20 protein-coding genes and 1 pseudogene are annotated in these 18,181 nt (G+C 68.5%); 9 read left to right on the top strand and 12 right to left on the bottom strand.

What is annotated here, in order from left to right; all coding sequences use genetic code 11:
• Positions 1 to 18 precede the first annotated feature (18 nt).
• Positions 19 to 534: a KH domain-containing protein gene (locus tag AB0J95_RS22310; RefSeq protein WP_364760730.1), complete on the top strand. Its 516-nt coding sequence runs from the start codon at positions 19 to 21 to the stop codon at positions 532 to 534.
• Positions 535 to 728: 194 nt separating this feature from the next.
• Here AB0J95_RS22310 and AB0J95_RS22305 read toward each other — a convergent pair whose 3' ends face one another.
• The 3 genes from AB0J95_RS22305 to AB0J95_RS22295 form a co-directional block, all read right to left on the bottom strand.
• A complete protein-coding gene (locus AB0J95_RS22305) occupies positions 729 to 1,958 on the bottom strand; it encodes an MFS transporter (RefSeq protein WP_364760727.1) in 1,230 nt (409 codons plus the stop codon).
• 42 nt (positions 1,959 to 2,000) lie between these two features.
• On the bottom strand, positions 2,001 to 2,273 hold the full coding sequence (locus AB0J95_RS22300; RefSeq protein ID WP_364760724.1) for a hypothetical protein: 273 nt from the start codon (positions 2,271 to 2,273) through the stop codon (positions 2,001 to 2,003).
• Positions 2,274 to 2,555: 282 nt separating this feature from the next.
• Positions 2,556 to 3,779, bottom strand: a complete 1,224-nt coding sequence (locus AB0J95_RS22295) for an amidohydrolase family protein (RefSeq protein WP_364760721.1) — start codon at positions 3,777 to 3,779, stop codon at positions 2,556 to 2,558.
• Positions 3,780 to 3,814: 35 nt separating this feature from the next.
• Here AB0J95_RS22295 and AB0J95_RS22290 point away from each other — a divergent pair, with 35 nt between their 5' ends.
• A complete protein-coding gene (locus AB0J95_RS22290) occupies positions 3,815 to 4,066 on the top strand; it encodes a hypothetical protein (RefSeq protein WP_364760718.1) in 252 nt (83 codons plus the stop codon).
• A 310-nt stretch (positions 4,067 to 4,376) separates the two neighbouring features.
• Here the strand turns inward: AB0J95_RS22290 and AB0J95_RS22285 are convergent, their stop codons facing one another.
• Entirely contained in the window at positions 4,377 to 4,880 is a 504-nt protein-coding gene (locus AB0J95_RS22285; RefSeq protein WP_364760715.1) for a helix-turn-helix domain-containing protein, read from the bottom strand.
• 73 nt (positions 4,881 to 4,953) lie between these two features.
• On the opposite strand from AB0J95_RS22285, the gene AB0J95_RS22280 reads away from it, so the two are divergent.
• Both AB0J95_RS22280 and AB0J95_RS22275 read left to right on the top strand, forming a co-directional pair.
• A complete protein-coding gene (locus AB0J95_RS22280) occupies positions 4,954 to 5,544 on the top strand; it encodes a dihydrofolate reductase family protein (protein WP_364760712.1) in 591 nt (196 codons plus the stop codon).
• Entirely contained in the window at positions 5,544 to 6,356 is an 813-nt protein-coding gene (locus tag AB0J95_RS22275) for an MBL fold metallo-hydrolase (protein WP_364760709.1), read from the top strand. The genes AB0J95_RS22280 and AB0J95_RS22275 overlap by 1 nt, the downstream gene beginning before the upstream one ends.
• 194 nt (positions 6,357 to 6,550) lie before the next feature.
• Here the strand turns inward: AB0J95_RS22275 and AB0J95_RS22270 are convergent, their stop codons facing one another.
• The 4 genes and pseudogenes from AB0J95_RS22270 to AB0J95_RS22255 form a co-directional block, all read right to left on the bottom strand.
• Entirely contained in the window at positions 6,551 to 6,754 is a 204-nt protein-coding gene (locus AB0J95_RS22270) for a hypothetical protein (RefSeq protein WP_364760706.1), read from the bottom strand.
• Between the two features lie 179 nt (positions 6,755 to 6,933).
• Positions 6,934 to 7,805, bottom strand: a pseudogene (locus AB0J95_RS22265) (undecaprenyl-diphosphate phosphatase).
• A gap of 75 nt (positions 7,806 to 7,880) precedes the next feature.
• Positions 7,881 to 8,585, bottom strand: coding sequence for a response regulator transcription factor (locus AB0J95_RS22260; protein WP_364760703.1), 705 nt, complete (start codon positions 8,583 to 8,585; stop codon positions 7,881 to 7,883).
• A gap of 210 nt (positions 8,586 to 8,795) precedes the next feature.
• Positions 8,796 to 10,079 (bottom strand): HAMP domain-containing sensor histidine kinase, encoded by a 1,284-nt coding sequence (locus AB0J95_RS22255; protein WP_364760700.1) that lies wholly within the window; start codon positions 10,077 to 10,079, stop codon positions 8,796 to 8,798.
• 152 nt (positions 10,080 to 10,231) lie between these two features.
• Between AB0J95_RS22255 and AB0J95_RS22250 the strand changes: the two genes are divergently transcribed.
• Positions 10,232 to 11,320: a glycosyltransferase gene (locus AB0J95_RS22250; RefSeq protein ID WP_364760697.1), complete on the top strand. Its 1,089-nt coding sequence runs from the start codon at positions 10,232 to 10,234 to the stop codon at positions 11,318 to 11,320.
• On the top strand, positions 11,317 to 11,943 hold the full coding sequence (locus AB0J95_RS22245; RefSeq protein ID WP_364760694.1) for a polysaccharide deacetylase family protein: 627 nt from the start codon (positions 11,317 to 11,319) through the stop codon (positions 11,941 to 11,943). The genes AB0J95_RS22250 and AB0J95_RS22245 overlap by 4 nt, the downstream gene beginning before the upstream one ends.
• Positions 11,944 to 12,011: 68 nt before the next feature.
• Here the strand turns inward: AB0J95_RS22245 and AB0J95_RS22240 are convergent, their stop codons facing one another.
• Entirely contained in the window at positions 12,012 to 13,193 is a 1,182-nt protein-coding gene (locus AB0J95_RS22240; RefSeq protein WP_364760691.1) for a hypothetical protein, read from the bottom strand.
• A 220-nt stretch (positions 13,194 to 13,413) separates the two neighbouring features.
• Positions 13,414 to 14,397, bottom strand: coding sequence for a response regulator transcription factor (locus tag AB0J95_RS22235; protein WP_364760688.1), 984 nt, complete (start codon positions 14,395 to 14,397; stop codon positions 13,414 to 13,416).
• Positions 14,398 to 14,519: 122 nt separating this feature from the next.
• On the opposite strand from AB0J95_RS22235, the gene AB0J95_RS22230 reads away from it, so the two are divergent.
• The 3 genes from AB0J95_RS22230 (at position 14,520) to AB0J95_RS22220 (ending at position 16,327) form a co-directional block, all read left to right on the top strand.
• Positions 14,520 to 14,741: a hypothetical protein gene (locus tag AB0J95_RS22230; RefSeq protein ID WP_364760685.1), complete on the top strand. Its 222-nt coding sequence runs from the start codon at positions 14,520 to 14,522 to the stop codon at positions 14,739 to 14,741.
• Between the two features lie 189 nt (positions 14,742 to 14,930).
• Complete coding sequence (locus tag AB0J95_RS22225) at positions 14,931 to 15,134, top strand: hypothetical protein (RefSeq protein ID WP_364760682.1); 204 nt, start codon at positions 14,931 to 14,933, stop codon at positions 15,132 to 15,134.
• 11 nt (positions 15,135 to 15,145) lie between these two features.
• Positions 15,146 to 16,327 (top strand): amidohydrolase, encoded by a 1,182-nt coding sequence (locus AB0J95_RS22220; RefSeq protein ID WP_364760679.1) that lies wholly within the window; start codon positions 15,146 to 15,148, stop codon positions 16,325 to 16,327.
• Positions 16,328 to 16,379: 52 nt separating this feature from the next.
• On the opposite strand, the gene AB0J95_RS22215 is transcribed toward AB0J95_RS22220, so the two are convergent.
• A complete protein-coding gene (locus AB0J95_RS22215; protein WP_364760676.1) occupies positions 16,380 to 17,153 on the bottom strand; it encodes an SDR family oxidoreductase in 774 nt (257 codons plus the stop codon).
• A 77-nt stretch (positions 17,154 to 17,230) separates the two neighbouring features.
• Positions 17,231 to 18,097, bottom strand: a complete 867-nt coding sequence (locus AB0J95_RS22210; protein WP_364760673.1) for an alpha/beta hydrolase — start codon at positions 18,095 to 18,097, stop codon at positions 17,231 to 17,233.
• Between the last annotated feature and the right edge of the window lie 84 nt (positions 18,098 to 18,181).

Below are 18,181 nucleotides of genomic sequence, written 5' to 3'. Positions count from 1 at the left end.
CGCTGCGAAGGACATGGCGTGACTGACGACAGCGCGTTCAAGAAGCAAGTCAGGGCCAGGATGGCCGAAACCGGGGAGAAGTACACCGAGGCCCGCCGGATGGTGCTCGCCGGACGTGATCCCGGCCGGCCGCCAGAGGTGCTGCGGGTGTACCTGCGCTCGCACGTGGATCTGGAGCTGACCGATGAGACGGCCAGCGCGTATGCCACGGCTGATGAGCAGGGCCGCCAGTTGCTGGCGGATCGGTTGCTGGCCGGGTCCGGGGACACACGGCTCGCCGTCGGCTCGCAGCTGGTGACGAGCCAGGACGCCGCGATCCGAGATGTGGTGCTACGGGCCACGGAACGAGCGGTGGGCGTTTCGGCGGTGGAGATCGGCCGGGAAGAGGATCACCTGCGGGTCGACATCCGCGCGGCACGGCCGATTCTGCTGGCCGGTCCGCGCGGTGCGGAGGCCGACCGGCTCCGCGGCGAGCTCGAGGAGCTGACCGGCAGGCGGGTGCGGCTGAACATCTGGGAGGAGCGCAGCCGGTAGAGCTACCACGCGGTCGCGGGCGTCGGTGAGCGCGACTCCTATGGGCGCCAATGGTTGCGGCGGCCGTTCCGGTGCGCGGTGCGCATCGAGGGCGGCCGTGTTCCCTGCCGTGCTTGACGCGTGGCGGCAGTCGTTCCAGGCTCCTCGCTGTCCACACCGGACTGAAGTTCGTCGCGTCCTGCCCGCGGCCTGTCCTAACGGACCGACTTGATGCGGTACACCAGCAGCGCGCCGGCCAGGCCGACCAACGCCGACGCCAGGTAGAGCGCGGGATAACCGCCGAGGTGCCGGACCAGCGGTGCGGCGATCACCGGCGCGAGCACCTGCGGCAAGGCGCTGGCGATGTTCAGCACCCCGAGATCGCGGGCGCGGTCGGCGGCCTCCGGCAGCACCTGGGTGATCAACGCGAAGTCCACTGAGGTGTAGGCGCCGAAGCCGAGGCCGAGCACGATGGCCGCGATCACCGCGCCGGTCCAGGTCTGCCAGCTCGCCAGCAACAGCGACGCCAAGGACATGATCACCCCCGAGCCGACGACGAACACCCGTCGCTTGCCCAGCCGGTCGGACCACACGCCGCCGACCATCACAGCCACCAGCAGGGTGACGGCGTCCAACACGGTCAGGATCAGCACTCCGGTGTCCGGGTCGGCGAGATGCACCGCGTCCTTGAGGAAGAACAGCAGGTACAGCAAGGCGAGCGCGTTGCCCAGGTTGATCAGGAACCGGGTCAGCCAGGCCCAGGCGAAGTCCGGGTACGCCCTCGGACTGATCCAGAAACCACTGGCGAACCGGGCCCAGCTCCACGCCGGCCGCTGCTCGCGGGTCAGCACGATGTCCTTGCGCAACAGGACATAGGGCACCGCGGACAGCAGAACGAACAGCGCGCAGGCCAGGTAACCGCCGATGATCGACCCACCCAGCACGGCCAGTCCGGTGCCGGCCATCACGCCGACCGTCTGCGCCACACCGAAGTACCCGCCCGCGGTGCCACGCTGAGCGACCGGCACCTGGTCGGGGACGGCCGCCGACAACGCGGCATACGGCGCGTTGAGCGCCAGTTGCACCAAGCACCAGCCGAGGATCATCACCCCGATCGACTGCGCCATCGCGAGAACCAGCAACCCCGCCACTCCGCCCACCGTGCCGACGATCACCCACGGCAACCGCCTGCCCAGGCGCGAGGTCGTGCGGTCGGACAAGGCTCCCCAGACCGGATTGGCCACCGTGGACACGAGCGCGCCGAGCAACGACACCAGGGCGAGCACGTTTTCCTTGTCGGCTGGGAAGAACGCGTCCGCCTGCTTGGCCAGCAGGATCTGCAGCGGGCCGTACCAGCCGACGAACGTGCCGACCACCGCGACGCAGAACGCCACGATCCAGCGCCTGGAGACCTTGCCTACCGGCTCGGCGAGTGCTGCGGACATCCGCTCTCCCTGGTCAACGGGCGTGTTCGTGAGCAAGAGTCCTTATACCAGCAAACAGTTCTCCGCGGACACCACAGAAGGCAGCCGGCGCAACCGGGCGAGCAGAAGCGCCGTTTCGGCCATCGTCAGCGAAACCGTGCATTTCACCGTGCTCTCGACGACTCCCTCACGGATGTCCAAGGACAGCGCACGGACGCGATAGTTACGGCTGTGCAACAGCATCGCCACGCGCAAGGCCTCCCTGAGGCCGCCGGTGACGTACACCGTGATGGGGCGGTGTGCGGGATAGCCGTCGTCGAACTCGGTGCTGGGCATCACGGATCTCCTTGGTAAGCAACGAAAAGGTGATCCGGACCAGGTTCCGGCGGCACGACGCTCGGCGCACCGGCGGCCTGGCTCAGCCGATGCGCTCGATAATGATGCGAATGCCCAAGGCGCGGCCGCACTCACCCCGACGGGTGTCCAAGCGCGACATCTGACCTCCAGCGGCACGGCGTTGCGGCCACCATAATGACACGCCGCGGCGAGAAAGCAACCCTCCGGGTACCGCCCGTACTCACCTCCCAGTGTCCCGCGCCGGACCTCCGGCGCGGGACACTAGCGGATGTCCTTGACGACACGTCCATTGTGGATGATGAGTGTGACGGCGAACTGGTCGCCGAACAGGGTCGGTGTGTCGAGGGGATTGCCGGCGAAGGCGATGATGTCCGCCTGCTTGCCGGTCTCGACGGTGCCCACCTGGTCGGCGATACCGAGGATGTCGGCGTTGGTGGCGGTCGCGGAGACCAGTGCGGCCATCGGCGACTCGAACGCCGCCCGGAGCACCAGCTCGTTGCCGCGGTGGTCCTGGCCGAGCCCGATCAGGTCGGAGCCGAGACCGACCCGGACACCCGCGGCCCGGGAGGCCAGGATGGCGGTGTGCATGCGTTCCCAGACACCGTGTGCCCGAGCCGCGATCGCCGGCGGGAGGCCCGCGGTGCCGGCGTTGTCGAGCAGGTCCCGGACCACCGCGAGCGTCGGCACATGCGCGACGCCGTGCGAGGCCATCAACGCCGCGGTCTCCTCGTCGATGTCCGTGCCATGCTCCACGCACTTGACGCCCGCGCGGACGGCGCGCTGAATCCCAACTTTGTTGTGCGCGTGGACGGTCACGTATGTCCCGCGTGCGGCGCACTCCTCCACGGCGACCCGGATCTCCTCCTCGGTCAGCTGGGTGTCGGTCAGCTTGTCGTGAAAGGAGACCACGCCGCCGGTGACGCACAGTTTGATGAAGTCGGCGCCGCGCCGGAACGACTCCCGGACGTTGCGGCGCATGTCGTCAGGACTGTTGGACAGGAACGCGCCATGCCGCAGACCGGGAACGTCGTGGGTGGCCCACAGTTCGGTTGGCTCCCAAGGGTTCGCGACCTGACCGTGCCCGCCGGTCTGGCACTGGATGGGTCCACATTGGAGGATCCGGGGCCCGGCGATCTTGCCTTTCGCCACGACGCCCGCGAGCCCGCCGTCGATGCCGCCGCAGTCACGCACCGTGGTGAACCCGGCGTCCAGCGTCTGGGCGCAGTTGGCGAACATGTCCGCCGCCAGCTCCGCGACCGGCAGCGTGTGGCTGACCGTGGCGATCATGTCGCTGGACCAGCCGAGATGCACATGCGCGTCGATGAGCCCGGGTGTCAGGGTCAGCCCGGAGCAGTCCACCACCTCCGCACCGGCCGGTGGGGTACCGCCGATCGCCGAGATTCGCCCGTCCTCGACCAGAACCGCCTGGCCGTCAACCGGATCCGCGCCGGTACCGTCGACCAGGGTCGCGTTCGTCAGCCACATCGTCAGTCGATACCTCCGGCGACACCCTAGTGGCCGTGGGTGCACGACGGGTGTTGTCCCGCCACGACGGAAGGTCCGTGTTGAACGTTGATCTCACCACCGCCAGCTGGGATCCGGCCGAGCGCGAGCAGTACCTCGCCGAGCAGTCGGCGGTGCGAACCCGGGCCGGGACCGCCACCGGCAAGAACGGCGCGGTGACCGTCGCGTACGGCGCCTACGCCGCGAGGGCGGGTCTGGAGGCGATGAAACAGTGCGGGAACGCCATGGACGCCGCGCTGACGGTATGACGCCTCGAGGAGGCGGTGAACAAGCCCGACTTCTTCCTGCCCTCCTTCGATCCGGCCGATGGCGCGACGATCGCGACCTTCGCCGAGGGCGAGTACGACCACGCGGTGCTGGATGCCGCCGGAGTTCACTGGCGGGAGGTTGGTCGCGAGGAGGCCCGGTTCGGGGGCGAAGGCGTCTGGGTGGCCATCGAACGCGACCCCACCACAGGCATCCTCAACGCCGCCTCGCACAACCGCACGAACAGCGCGGCCGTCGCCTTCCAGATCACCTCGCCGGGTAGGCGCCAGACGCGACGTCAGGGGCGTTCCGTCACCGTCGATCGGCGGCTTGTTGTTCAGCGGCAGCGGTTTGGGCGGCGTCGAGACGTTCGAAGGGGCCTGGACCGTCATGCGGTTTCGGTGCGGCGCCGAGGTGGCGGACGCGGAGCTCGTCCATGAGGTCCTCGATGAAGGCCGGACCTTCGTCGCGCATGAGTTGCTGCCGGCCGCGCAGTTCGGCGCTGCCTTCGCGCCAGTCGAGGCCCCAGTTGCCGAGGGCGTGGATGATCGGCAGCGTCTGGATGCCTGCTTCGGTGAGGCTGTAGCGGGCGCGCTGGCCACGGGCGGCGGTGCCGCGGGCGAGGATTCCGGCTTCGACGAGCCGCACGAGTCGGTCGGCGAGGATGTTCGAGGCGATGCCCTCGGCCGATCCGGTGAGCAGCGCGCGGAAGTAGCGGCGGTCGCTGAAGATCACGTCGCGCAGGACGAGCAACGACCAGCGGTCTCCGAGCACCTCGATGGCGGCGTTGACCGGACACCCGGACCGTGGTTCCACGACTCCTCCTTGACAGGTGGTTCGCCCCCAATATAGTAGTTGCAAATCGCAATCACTATGGGCGAGAGGGATGATGGGCCGCTTCCTGTACTGGATGAACGTGTCCCTCGACCTGCGGATCGAGCAGGTTCCGGGGGACAACGGCGCGGGCGAATGGCTGCGCATCACCGAGGAGCTGCACCGCGAGTTCAACGCACGGGCCCAGGATCTCGCGGTGATGGTCCAGGGCCGGATCGTCTACGAGACGATGGAGGAGTACTGGCCGCGGGCGCCCAGGGACACCTCGCTGCCGGACGTTCTGCGCGAGTACGGCGAGATCTGGATGGCCAAACCCAAGGTGCTCGTCTCCCGCACCCGCCACAGCGCCGATCACAACACCCGGATCATCGGCGGTGACAACGCGATCGAGCAGCTCGCCGAACTCCGCGCCCACACCGACGGCACCATCGGTGTCGGCGGCGCGACGCTCGCCACTCAGCTGCTGCGGGCGGGGTTGCTCGACGAGCTGCTGCTGTTCACCCATCCCGCGGTCCTCGGCTTCGGCAGGCCCCTGTTCGACGACTACGACATGCCGATCGAGCTCGACCTGCTCGAGCAGCGATCGTTCGAGCGCGGCGTCACGATGCACCGCTACGCCATCCAGGACGTAAGAGAGGCAAGCTGATGCTGAAGCAGGTCGCGGAGGGTGTGCTGACGCACCAGAGCGAGTTCATGCAGAGCAACGCTGTCGTCGTGCAGGGCGAGGCCGGCGTTCTGCTCATCGACCCCGGGGTGCGGAGCCAAGAATTGGCCTGCCTCGCCAACGACCTTCGCGAACTGGGCAAGCCTGTCGTCGCGGGCTACTCGACGCATCCACATTGGGATCACCTGCTCTGGTCCCCCGAGTTCGGTGCGGCGCCTCGGTACGGCACGGCCCCTGGCGCGGCCGCCATCGCGGCCCGGCTGTCGACCCCCGACTGGAGGACCAGCGTCGCCGGGATGCTGCCGCCGGACATCGCCGAGGAGATCCCCCTCGACGACTTGTTCGGCCGCATCACCGGCCTGCCCGCCGGGACGACCCGGATTCCCTGGGACGGCCCCGGAATCCGGATCGTCGAGCATCGGGCCCACGCCCCGGGCCATGCGGCGCTGGTGATCGAGGACCGCGGTGTGCTCGTCGCGGGCGACATGCTTTCCGACATCCTGATTCCGATACTCAACCTGATGGCCCCCGGCCCGATCGAGGACTACCTCGCCGCGCTCCACCTGTTCGAGGCCATGGCAGACGACATCCAGGTCGTCATCCCCGGCCATGGATCCGTCGGCGGAGCCGATCAGGTCCGTGCCCGGATCGACCAGGACCGGGCATACGTCAATGCCCTGCGCGACGCTGCCGTCCCCGACGACCCACGGCTCGGCCCGTCGGCGACGTTCGGCCAGGGTTGGCTACCCGACCTGCACGAGCGCCAAGCCCAACACCTCGGGCGGACCCCCTGACGTTTTGGAGATCAGGTGACCTCGGCGAGGTGGGCAGCACGCCAGCGACCCGGTTGGGGGAGGAGAGCCGCGGATGGAAGATCAACGGCGTGCCGGACTGCGGACCGGGGACCTCGATGTGCGGGCTCCGGCGTCCGCTACCTCAATGAGGGGCCATGCACGCATTGTCGGCCCGGCGGCGGACCGGCGATGTGTCAGCTGCGTGCAGTGGCGACCCGTGTGAAGGCCAGGCCGAGCAGCCGGCCGTGGACCCGCCAGCAGGTCGCGCACAGCTCGCCTGCCTGGTCCTCGATGGCGGGACCGCCCTCACCGCACAACGCCTTGCCGGATGCGGCGACCGGATCCGGCGCCCACAGATGAACCACATCGCCGCCGGTGACGGCCTGCGCGCGGATCATCGCAGGCCCCGGCCGACGCGGAGAGGACGGACAAGCTCTCTTGCACGCACACCTGGAGACTCGCCGGGCACCGTGACCACCTGCCGATCGAGTGCAGATGCACGTGCATCTGCACGGGCTTTGAGCGTAACACGGCCAGCTGCGGATTTTGGTCACCAACGTGTATCTGCCCAGCTCTCTTACACCGTCAGCACGACGAGCGCGGCCGTCCCGGCGGCGACGCAGTAGCTGGCGAAGGGCGTGAGGGTGCGGGTGTGGAAGTAGTGGTGAGATAGCGAACGGCCAGGTAGGCGGTCACGAAGGAGGCGACACTGCCCGCCAGGACCTGCCCGCCGATACCCGCGCCGAGCGGCCCGAACAGGTCAGGGATCTTCAGCACACCCGCGGCGAGGATGACCGGAGTGGACAGCAGGAACGAAAACCGCGCCGCGTCCTCGTGCGACAGGCCGCGCACGAGACCCGCGACCATCGTCATCCCGGACCGGCTGATCCCGGGCAGCAGCGCCAGCACCTGAGTCGCGCCGATGAACAGGCCGTCCCTGACCGGCATGGCCGCCAACCGCTCATCCGGATCCGACGTCGGCTGAGCGGGTGCGCGCCGCCGCAGTCGCTCCCCGAGCAACAGCACCACGCCGTTGGCCACCAGGAACGCCGCCGCCGGGATGGGCCGCCCCAACGTGGTGCGGAAAAGGTGTTCCAGCAGCAGACCGGCGATACCCACCGGGATGGTGGCGATGATGATCAGCCACGCGAGCCGCTCATCACCCGTGCGGACCCGGCGATACCGGACGGAACTCACGAGTCCGCTGAGGATCCGCACCCAGTCACGCCAGAAGAACACCAGCAGCGCCGCGGCCGTGGCGACGTGCAGCCCGACGATGAACGCGAGATACGGGGATTCCGGCGTGGACACGTTGAGGTCCTGCGCCCACCGTCCACCCACGACAGCCGGGACGATCACACTGTGCCCCAGGCTGGACACCGGGAACAGCTCGGTGACCCCCTGGAACGCGCCGACCACGATCGCTTCGAGATAGCTCAGCTGGCTCACACCAGGCGACCCTAAGCAGACCACGGCCAGGTCCCGGCAAGCCGAAGGTTAACCCGAGTTTGCCCGGGCCAGCGCCTACCGAGCGGCCTGCGGAGCCTCCAAGCGGTAACCGTGCCCCCGCAGGGTCGCGATCTCCGGTGTCTGCTCGGTCGAACGGGCACCGGCGGCGAGTTTGCGGCGCAGGGCCGCGATGTGCACGTCGAGGGTCTTGGTCGAGCCGTACCAGTGCGCGTCCCAGACCTCGGTCATCAGCGTGTCCCGGCTGACCGCCACGCCGGGCTGCTCGGCCAGCTTGGCCAGGAGATCGAACTCCTTGGCGCGCAACGTGATCTCGTGTCCGGCGATGCTGACCCGGCGGCCCGCGGTGTCCACCCGCAGCGCGCCGACCGTGATGACCGGCTGACCCGCTTGTCCGGCCGGGCCGCGGCGCAGGTGCGCGCGGACGCGGGCGAGCAGTTCGCCGAGCCGGACGGGTTTGACCAGATAGTCGTCCGCGCCCGCCTCGAGTCCGACCACAACGTCCATCTCGTCCTGGCGCGCGGTGAGGATGACCAGCACCGCCTGCGGCAGCGAAGTGCGCAGCCGACGGCAGAGGTCGATGCCGTCCATGTCCGGGAGTCCCAGGTCGAGCAGGACGAGGTCGAACCCGGTGCCGCGACCGGCCGCCATCGCGTCGGCACCGGTGGTCGTCCACCGCACGCCGTAGCCGTTGAGCCGCAGGCTGGACTCCAGGGCCTGTCCGATGACCTGATCGTCCTCCACCAACAGCACCTGGAACATGGCCCGAGCGTATCCCGTGGCCCATGACGCAACCTGTCCGTGAGCTAGTATCCCGCGCCGGAAGTCCGCCACCTTTCTCGACGGCCCAGCTTCCCGCTGACCGCACGGCCGAAAGGCACTGGTACAACCCGGTACAAGCCCCTTCCGGCCGCACGCCCAGCGGAAACCTGGATCCGCCGAATAAAGGCGCCGGACTGCCGGCGCGGGACACTAGCAGTCCTTGCCGGTCGGAAGCAGCAGGGTGAACGTCGTCGGGTCGACTGAGCCCAGGAACAGGCGGCCTGCCTCGGCCTCGGCGAGGCTCCGGGCCAGGGCCAGGCCGATTCCGTGGCCGTTGTGCCGCGGCCCGCGCCGCGCGAACGGGTCGGCGTTCTCGTCGTCGAGCCGTCCCTCATCGGTCACGTCGATCGCCAACGTGCCGCCCGCGTCCCGCGCGGTGACCGTCACCGTGCCCGAGCCGTGCGTGAACGCGTTGTCGACCAGCACGTTGAGGATCTGCCGGATCGCGGCCGCCGCGGCGTCCGGCTGCGGAGCGCCGCCCGCGGTCACCCGCAGGTCTCGTTCGCGCAGGGCGAGCTGGTCGTCCCAGCACAGGCGGACCTCGTCGAGCAATCCGTCCAGGTCCGCCACCGTGGCATGCGCGTGGCCGGTGTCACGGGCGAGCGCCAGGAGGTCGTCGACGATGCCCTCCAGCCGGTCGGCCGCGTTGATCGCGCCCCGGATCGCCGCATAGGGGTCTGCGCCGGGTGACTCCAGAGCCGCTTCCAGTTGCAGGCGCAGGCCCGCGAGCGGGGTCCGCAGCTGGTGGGAGGCGTTGGCGGTGAACGAGCGTTCGCGGTCGAGGGTCTCGCCGAGGCGTTCCGCGGTGGAGTCCAGGGAGGTGCCGAGCGAGTCGATCTCGGCGATCCCGGTCCTGGTGGTGCGAACCGTGAAGTCGCCGTCGCCCAGGATCTTCGCGGCGCTCGACAGGTCCTCCAGCGGCCGCGCCAGCCGGGCGGCCATCCTGCGGGCGACCAGCCAGGTCAGCGCCACGGCAAGCATGGCGAGCCCGGTCATGGCGAGCCAGAGCAGTCCGGTGCGCAGGGTGATCTCGTTGCGTGGCGTGGAGGCACGCAGCACGCCGATCAGGCTGCCGTGGTTCTCGATCGGGATGGCGACCGCGATCTCGTGACGGTTGCCGCCGGTGGCGACATCCCCGTTGTGTGCCCGGCGGACCAGTTCGTCCGGTTCGGCGGGGCCCTGCCCGGACAGCAGCCTGCCGTCGGGGGAGTACACCCCGATCTGGGTCGGCGGTTCGTTGTACTGCGGCACCGGCGACACCGCGGCGGACAGGTCGTCCGCGACCGACAGCGCCGACCGGGCCGCCACCCGCTCCAGCTCCGCGCGTTCGTCGTCGATGTTGTACTTCGCCACGCCGACCGCGAGCGGAAGGCCGAACAGGCTGATCGCCAGCACCGCGGCGGCGATCGCCAGCGTCACAATCCGCCGTCTCATGGGCCCAGTCTGCCTGGTCCATACAGGACGGTCGTTCTGCGGGGAAGGTTTACCGTCCGCTTGCCTTCGCCGAACGGTCAGCTGTCCTGCCGGTTCCTACCGTGAGACTCGCCCAGCCGGGCGTGCGTCGAACACCCAGGAGCTGACAGACCGTGACAGTTGCCGCCACTCGGATCGCGATCGTGTCCGCGAGTGTGGCCGCGGGCCATGACGGCTTCGCCCGGGAACTGGCCTGCCGCCTGCGCGCGGCCGGTCACCAGGTCGAATGCCACGACTTCGTCCACCTGATCCCCGGTGGCTGGGGCCGCAGGCTGCGGGCGGCCTACCGCCGCCAGCTCGAGGTCGTGCCCCGCAGCTGGGGCTGGCTGCTCGGGTGGCTGCAACACAGCCGGGTGCTGTCGAACGCGATCGGCCGCCTGTCGGCCTCCAGCCGGTCTCGTCTGCTGACCGCGTTGGATCCACAAGCGACGGTCGTCATCTCAACCTACCCGCTCGCGACCCAGACCTTGGCGCGGATGAAACGACAGGGTCTGCTGCAGGCGCGGCTGCTGGCCTATCTCACCGATCCGTCGGTGCACCGGCTGGCCATCGCGTCCGGTGTGGACCTCTACCTGGCCGTGCACGAGATCACCGCGCAACAAGCACACGATCTGGGCGCCGTCGGCGTCGCCATCACCACCCCCGCCGTTCCCACGAAGTTCCGCCCGGCCGGATCACCGGCCGAACAACAGCTGGCGAAACGCGCCTTCTCCCTGCCGGACAACGGTTCTCTCGCGCTGGTGTTGTCCGGTTCGTGGGGCGTGGGCGACGTTTTCGAGACGACACGCGATGTTGTGGCCGCCGGCGTGGTGCCTGTTGTCGTGTGTGGGCAGAACGAGCCGCTGCGAGCCCGGATCTCCCGTGAGATCCCCGAAGCTGTGGCCTTGGGATGGGTCGACGACATGCCGTTGCTGATGCGCGCGTGCGATGTCGTGGTGCAGAACGCCGGTGGTCTGGGCCTGCTGGAGGCGCGCGCCAGTGGGCTGCCGGTGCTGAGCTACCGGTGCCTGCCCGGACACGGCGAGACGAACGCGGAAGCCTGGGCCCGCGCCGGAATCGCGCGATGGGTGACCAGCCCGGACGACCTCCGCGAGGCTTTGGCTTCGGTGCGACGACCTCACCGGCAGCTGTGCGGCGCCGACCCGGTCCAGGTGATCGAGGCATTCGCCGCCGTGCAGGAACTCGCGGAGGCAGCGGCGTGACCTTCCTGAAGCGCCTGCGAGGAGTTGGCGATCCCACACATGTGGCACTGACCTTCGACGACGGCCCGGACCGCCAAGCCACGCCACAACTCCTGGACCTGCTGGCATCGCGCGGCGTGACCGCGACCTTCTTCCTGATCGGCATCCAGGTCCGCGACGATCCCGGACTGGCCAAGGAAATCGCCGCAGCCGGCCACGAAATCGCCGTCCACGGCTGGGAACACCGCTGCTTGCTGTACCGATCCCCACGCGCCACCCACCAGGACATCGCCGCCGCCCACGAGTTGATCGGCGAGGTCATCGGGGCTCCGCTTCAGTGGTACCGCCCTCCCTACGGCGTCCTGACCTGGCCTGCCTACAGCGCCGCGCGACGCCTTGGCCTCACGCCGGTTCTGTGGACCGCGTGGGGTCGCGACTGGAGTGCGCGAGCGACGCCGACGTCGGTGTTCCGAACGGTCACTCGGAGTCTTCGTGGTGGCGGGACTGTGTTGCTGCACGACTCCGACCGGTTCGCGTCCCCCGGATCGTGGCGCTCGATGTTGGGCGCGGTTCCCTTGCTGCTGGACGAATGCGAACGCCGAGGACTGACCGTCGGCCCACTGGGCGAACATGGTCTTGTTTGACAGCATCATCAACGGGTTCGATAGCCCGGTGTGGCGCTGGGACACCCAGCGCCACACCGGGCGACCGGTCAGCCGGTGATCACGTGGATCCCGAAGTCACGCTGGGCCGTCAAGAAGTCCTGGAAGATCAGCTGGCTGCCGCGCACCCCGCTGATCGTTCCCTCGGCGATGACGTGGTCGGTGCCGGAGAGGCTGAACACCGGGCCGCCGCTGTCGCCGCCCTGCGAGCCCGGTCGACCGTCGAGCTGGTCGGCCAGGAGAAGGTCGTCGTAGCACTCGTAGTTGCCGTAGTCGTCGGTGTAGCAGTAGCTGAATTGGAAGTTCTCGCCGGTCCGGAAGTTGCACAACGCACCGGTCGTCGAACCCGAGGTGCAGAGCATCTCGCCCGGGAAGTTGTAGTCCGAACCCGCGACGCCTTTGCTGAACTCACCGGAACCCACACCGCCGTCCCACATCCGGCCCCCGACGGAGGCATAGATGAGCAGGATGTCGTGCTTCGGGTTCTCGTATCTGCCCGTGCCGAAGTAAGCGGAGTCGTCGCCGTTGTTCCAGCTGCCGTTGGGCCGGCCGCAGTGGCCGGCGGTGAGCATGTAGCTGATCCCACCGTCCGAGACCGGGAAGCCCGCTGTGCAGTACCAGCCGCCATCGTTGCTCTGAATTCGCCCGCCACCCCAGTAGGGCGCGGTGTCGTTCAGACGCCCGGTCGTCAGGGTCGGCCGCGCGCTTTCCGTGACGTTGACCCTGATCCCGGCGGGCACGGCCAGCGCGGACGGCAGGGCCGCCGCGCTGAGCTTCCCGTCGGCCTTGTCGGCGTCAACGGTCAGGCCGCTGCCGTTGTACGCGATTTCCACGCCGTAGTAAGGCGACTTGGGGTTGGCCTTGATGTACTGCTTGACCTGGCCGGCCGCCGCGGTGAGTTCGGCCCGGGAATGCGCCGCCGCGACGAGGTCGACTTTGGCCGTACGCCGCACCTCGGCGATCGTGTCCTGCACCGCGGCCGGCGGATTTCCTTTCCACCAGACCGTTACGTGACCCTCGCCGATGCCGACACCGGCGAATCCGGCGCTGTCGGCACTGTCGATCGTCCGCTGGATACGGCTGGCGGCCGCCTTGATCGGTTGCTGTGCGAGCATCTTCGCCCGCACATCTGGAGACATATAGCTGAACGGCGTCGGTTCGGCCGATGCCGGTTTGCCGCCGGCCGTGGCGACCGTCGGCATCGTCACCGCGGTGACCGCGGTGAAAACCATGGAAAGTAGGACAGTTCTCCGTGATCTGCGCACAATTCTCCCCAAAACATGGTGCCTGAGACAAAAGAGCAGTTTCGGCGGTGCAGCCCCCCAAGGCCGCCTATGCCTGCTAACGAAGAACACCAACGTATAGCGAAACAACCACCAAGGGCATAGTCCGTTCGGCGGCTGCTGGATCACAAGGCACGGCTCATGTTTCGAGCACGCTCGAATACTGACGCTAGTCGGTGAGGCCGTGTTCGATGGCGTATCGCGTGAGGCCGACCCGGCTGCGCAAGCCGAGCTTTTTGAGTGCCCGCACCAAATGCATTTCCACTGTTCTGAGACTGATCATCAGGGCCGTGGCGATGTCGCGGTTGGTCATGTCCTGGGCGACCAGCCGGACGACCTCCTGCTCGCGGCTGGTCAGCGTCGGAGGCTGGTCGTCTGCCTCGCGGTAGTGCGCGAGCATCGCTTCCGATGCGGTGGCGCTGAGCACGGGTTCGCCGAGTGCGGTGCGCCGGACGGCGTCGACGATCTGCTCCTGCCCGGTTCCCTTGAGCAGGTAGCCCTTGGCGCCCGCGCGCAACGACGACCGGATGGACTCCGTGTCGTCGAACATGGTCAGCACCAGCACCCGAGCCGCCGGGTTGCGTTCGACGAGTTGCCGGGTCGCCTCCACGCCGGACATCACCGGCATGTGGAGGTCCATCAGCACGACGTCCGGAGCGGACTTCGCGGCCAGTTCGACTGCCTCGGCGCCGTTCTCCGCTTCGGCGACCACCTCGTAACCAGCGTGGGCGAGGACAGCGGCCAGCCCGTAGCGGAACAGAGGATGGTCGTCGACGATCATCACCCGGATCCGTCCCGGGGCAGGTGACGCGTCCGAGACGTCGGGGACGACGGCGTCCGCCGCGTTCGTCGGTTCCTTGACGTGGAGGTCCGGTGCCGGTTGACCGTCGTCGGACACCCGCGCGGCCAGCCACAGCGGCTGGATGGTCTCCGGGCTGCCGCCCAGCGCCTGCACGACCTTCTCGACGTTCGCCCACTTCGGCACCGCGGGCCCGGTCAGCGTCCGGTGCACGGTGTCGTGGCTGAGCTGGTTGGTCGACTTCGCGATGTCCCTGATGCTCGGTTCGCCGGCGCGCAGATGGAGGTCGTACAGGGCGTGGAAGAAGTCCGCCGCCGGCCCGCCGGGCAGGTCCGGCCGTCGCAGTCGTCCCATCGGCTCCTCGCAGCGGTCGCTGTCAGAGTGTGTCCGGCTTTGTCAGACCCACTAGCGTGTTTACCCGACTGCTTGCGAGTATAACCCCGGTGGCGCGATGACGGTGAGGAGCGGAGGCCGAGGTGGGCGGCGATCTGGTGCACCTGGCGATGACCGGTGTGCCCGTCGTCGCGGTGCTCGGCTACGTGCTCATGCGGGTCGCCGACCGCATCATGTTCCTCGTCGGACTGCGGATGGTGCTGCGCAATACCCGCGAGGAGGACCGGGTGGCGGCGATCAAGGCCTACCGGGACACACCCCGGCGAGGCCGCGTCCCGGCGGACCCCCCGGATCAGCCCTGCTAAGACCCGCACATCCCCCGCGGTTGTGACGAGCTGTCACAGCGGACGCGGCCCCGTTGTCTCTTCTCGTACAGCGTCGAGTGGGACCGGAGCGGCCATGAAGATCGTTTGGTGCGGACGCGGTGATCGACGTCAGCAACGTGATCACGAACCGCAAGTCGGTGTCGGTGAACTTCTTCGACAAGGCGGGCTGTGCCGTGGACCATTCTGCGGTCGAGACAGTTCCACCAGTTCGCGGGCCAGATGCTCGGCAGTGTGCCGGGGCCGGTCGCGGTGGTGCCGACCGGAGGGGTCCAGCCCATCGCGGTGTGGGAAGTGGCCGAACTGCCGGCCGGCTCCGGCCCTCGTGGCACTCAGACGTTCGCCGACTGGCTCAAGCAGAACACCCACGCGTGAAAGGAAATCGAGTGGACCTGGCTGATTTCTACCGCGACCTGCACGAGCACCCCGAACTGTCCGGACAGGAGCACCGGACGGCCGAGCGGATCGCACAAGCGCTTGTGCCGCTGGGGTATGAGGTCACGACCGGTGTGGGCGGCACGGGTGTCGTCGCTCTGCTGCGCAGGGGCGACGGCCCGACGGTGATGCTGCGCGCCGACATGGACGCGTTGCCGATCGAAGAGAAGACGGGTTTGCCGTACGCCAGCAAGGTTCCTGGAGTGGCGCACGCCTGTGGCCACGACATGCATGTGGCATGCCTGGTCGGTGCGGCGGAGAAGCTCAAGGACGACGACTGGTCCGGCACGGTGATGCTGGTGTTCCAGCCCGCCGAGGAGACCGCCAAGGGCGCGCGGGCCATGGTCGAGGATGGCCTGTTCGAACGCTTCGCCAAGCCGGACATCGTCTTCGGCCAGCACGTCGGCGCGCTTCCCGCCGGGGTGATCGGCTACCGCACCGGTCCGGTCATGGCGGGCGCCGACTCCCTCCAGGTGGTCCTGCATGGACGCGGCGGCCATGGTGCACGACCGGAGACGACGGTCGACCCGGTCCTGATGGCCGCCAACGTCGTCACCCGCCTGCAGGGCATCGTCGCCAGAGAGATCCCGGCGAGCGAGACCGCGGTCGTCACCGTCGGCAGGCTGCAGGCGGGTGTCACGGACAACACCATCCCGGACACCGCCGAGCTGGGTATCAGCATGCGGACATACACCAAGCACACGCACGACGTCGTACGCGCCGCGATCGAGCGGATCATCCGGGCCGAAGCGGCGGCCAGTGGTGCGCCGAAGGACCCGCGGCTCGACTGGACCATGAGCTCTCCCGTGCTGGTCAACGATCCGGAGCCGACGACCAGGACCGTCTCGGCGTTCACCCGGGAACTCGGGGCCGACAAGGTGATGACGCTGCCCTTGCTGACGGTGAGCGAGGACGTCGGCGTCTTCGGCGACGCCGCGGGCGTGCCGACGGTCTTCTGGTTCTGGGGCGGCCTCGAGTTCGGCGTCGTCATCGAAGCGCTGCAACACGGCAGGCTCGAAGCATTGCCCAGCAACCACTCGCCCGAGTTCGCCCCCGTGCTCGAACCGACGTTGACCACCGGCGTCGAGGCCCTGCGCACGGCTGCTCTAACCTGGCTCGACCCCGCAAGCTGAGTCAACGCGCGCACTATTGAGCCCCGGGCACCCGGCCTGGGGCTCGCGCACCTCACAGGCTGTGGACCAGGCCGCCGTCGCACCGGACCGCGGTGCCGGTGATGTAGGAGGCCAGGTCGCTGCACAGAAACGCGGCCACGGCGCCGAATTCGGGGACGCTGCCGAAGCGCCGGATCGGGATCTGGGCGGCTTCCTCCGCCTGGATCTCCGCCGCGGTCCGGCCGGTCCGCTGGGCCTTGATGGCTTCGTTCGCGTCCCGGCGAGCGGTGCGGAATCCCCCTGGCAGCAAGAGGTTCACCGTTACGCCGTCCTGCGCCACCTGGGTGGCGAGGGTCTTGAGGTAGGCGCCGAGCGCGGCACGTCCGACGTTGGACAACGTCAGCAGCGGAAGCGGCTCCACCAGGCTCGTGGACGACATCGACAGGATCCGCCCCCAGCCGCGTTCCCGCATTCCGTCGACCACCAACGACACCAGTTTCTGCTGTGGACGGATCAGCGAGTCCACCGCGGTCTCGATGTCCTCGGTGGTCGCCTCCAGCGCGGTGCCCGGCTTGGGTCCCGGTCCGTTGAGCACCAGGATGTCCACCGGACCGAAGGCGTCCGTGGCGGCCTGGACGATTTGTTCGGGCGCGCCCTCGCTCATCATGTCCACGCCGAGGCCCACCGCCGATGGCAGCTCCGCGGCGATCGACTTGGCCAGCTCCGCCCGGCGCCCGGTCACCACCACGTTCGCGCCTTCCGCGGCGAGCGCACGAGCCACTCCTTCGCCGAGCCCGGCGGTCGAGGCGCACACCACGGCGGTTCGTCCCGCGATCTTCAGATCCATGATTCTCTTCCTCTGCGGTGTTCGGCGGTTGTAGGTCCCTCCTAAGTAGACAGAACCTTCAGTCCACTTGTGACGGATCAGCCGAAGAAGTCGATGAGCTCCTTGGCCACGGCCTCGGGTTGTTCGTCGGCCAGGAAATGCCCGGAACCGCCGATCTTGGCGACCCGCACATCGACGCCCTGCCCGGACCACGCCTGCCGCATGGCCGGATAGTTCTGCGAAGACGCCAGACCCAGCATCGGCACGGTCACCTTGCCGTAGGACTTGAAGTCCGCGATGTCCTGGTCGAAGGACTGGAACCAGCCGTTACCGGCCCGGATCGCCTCGGCGCTGTCGTGTGCGCGGGCGTAGATCCAGCGGTCGCGCGCGCCGACCTTGCTCCGGTCGACCAGGTGGCTGTCGAAGATGTGGTCCACGACGAACTGCATCCGGTCGGCCAGCAACTGCCCGGGCAGGTCACGAAGCTGGTTGAACGCGAACCACCACAGGTTCGGCGCGCCGTTGTGGGGGAGCAGTTTGATGTCGTACAGGCTGGGGTCCGGGTGGCAGACCTCCAACATCGCGATCTTGGTGATGGCGTCGGCATGGTTGACGGCGTAGCTGAACGCGACCATGGCGCCGATGTCGTGCCCGGCGATGTTGACCGTGGAGTAGCCGAGGTGGCGGACGAGTTCGTAGATGTCCTGCGCCATCGTCTTCTTGTCGTAGCCGGACGCAGGTTTCGCCGACAGGTTCATGCCCCGCAGGTCGACGGCGATCACGCGATACCGTTGCGCCAGCACGGGCATGATCCGGCGGAACTCCCACCACGTCACCGGCCACCCGGGCAGCAGGACCAGCGGCTCACCCCGGCCACCGGTGATGTAGTGCAACTTCGTCCCGTTCACCTCGGCGTAGGCGCTGCGGAAGTCGCCTAGTTCCGCGGCCAGCGCAGCATCGTCCACCTCGAACTCCACTGAGGAGGCCGTTCGTTCCCCTACAGCCACGCAGATCACTCCCATCTCTCCTTAAGACAGGACGGAAGGGCC

This window comes from Actinocrispum sp. NPDC049592, assembly GCF_040675465.1.
Lineage (GTDB): Bacteria > Actinomycetota > Actinomycetes > Mycobacteriales > Pseudonocardiaceae > Kibdelosporangium.
Note: the sequence above shows the minus strand (reverse complement) of the source record. Positions and strands in the feature narration are given on the sequence as shown.

Coding starts and splice junctions, on each gene's coding strand:
- AB0J95_RS22255 (WP_364760700.1), bottom strand. CDS start 10,079: ATGAGACGGCGGATTGTGACGCTGGCGATCGCCGCCGCGGTGCTGGCG.
- AB0J95_RS22260 (WP_364760703.1), bottom strand. CDS start 8,585: ATGTTCCAGGTGCTGTTGGTGGAGGACGATCAGGTCATCGGACAGGCC.
- AB0J95_RS22295 (WP_364760721.1), bottom strand. CDS start 3,779: ATGTGGCTGACGAACGCGACCCTGGTCGACGGTACCGGCGCGGATCCG.
- AB0J95_RS22280 (WP_364760712.1), top strand. CDS start 4,954: ATGGGCCGCTTCCTGTACTGGATGAACGTGTCCCTCGACCTGCGGATC.
- AB0J95_RS22300 (WP_364760724.1), bottom strand. CDS start 2,273: ATGCCCAGCACCGAGTTCGACGACGGCTATCCCGCACACCGCCCCATC.
- AB0J95_RS22305 (WP_364760727.1), bottom strand. CDS start 1,958: ATGTCCGCAGCACTCGCCGAGCCGGTAGGCAAGGTCTCCAGGCGCTGG.
- AB0J95_RS22240 (WP_364760691.1), bottom strand. CDS start 13,193: ATGGTTTTCACCGCGGTCACCGCGGTGACGATGCCGACGGTCGCCACG.
- AB0J95_RS22215 (WP_364760676.1), bottom strand. CDS start 17,153: ATGGATCTGAAGATCGCGGGACGAACCGCCGTGGTGTGCGCCTCGACC.
- AB0J95_RS22235 (WP_364760688.1), bottom strand. CDS start 14,397: ATGGGACGACTGCGACGGCCGGACCTGCCCGGCGGGCCGGCGGCGGAC.
- AB0J95_RS22270 (WP_364760706.1), bottom strand. CDS start 6,754: ATGATCCGCGCGCAGGCCGTCACCGGCGGCGATGTGGTTCATCTGTGG.
- AB0J95_RS22275 (WP_364760709.1), top strand. CDS start 5,544: ATGCTGAAGCAGGTCGCGGAGGGTGTGCTGACGCACCAGAGCGAGTTC.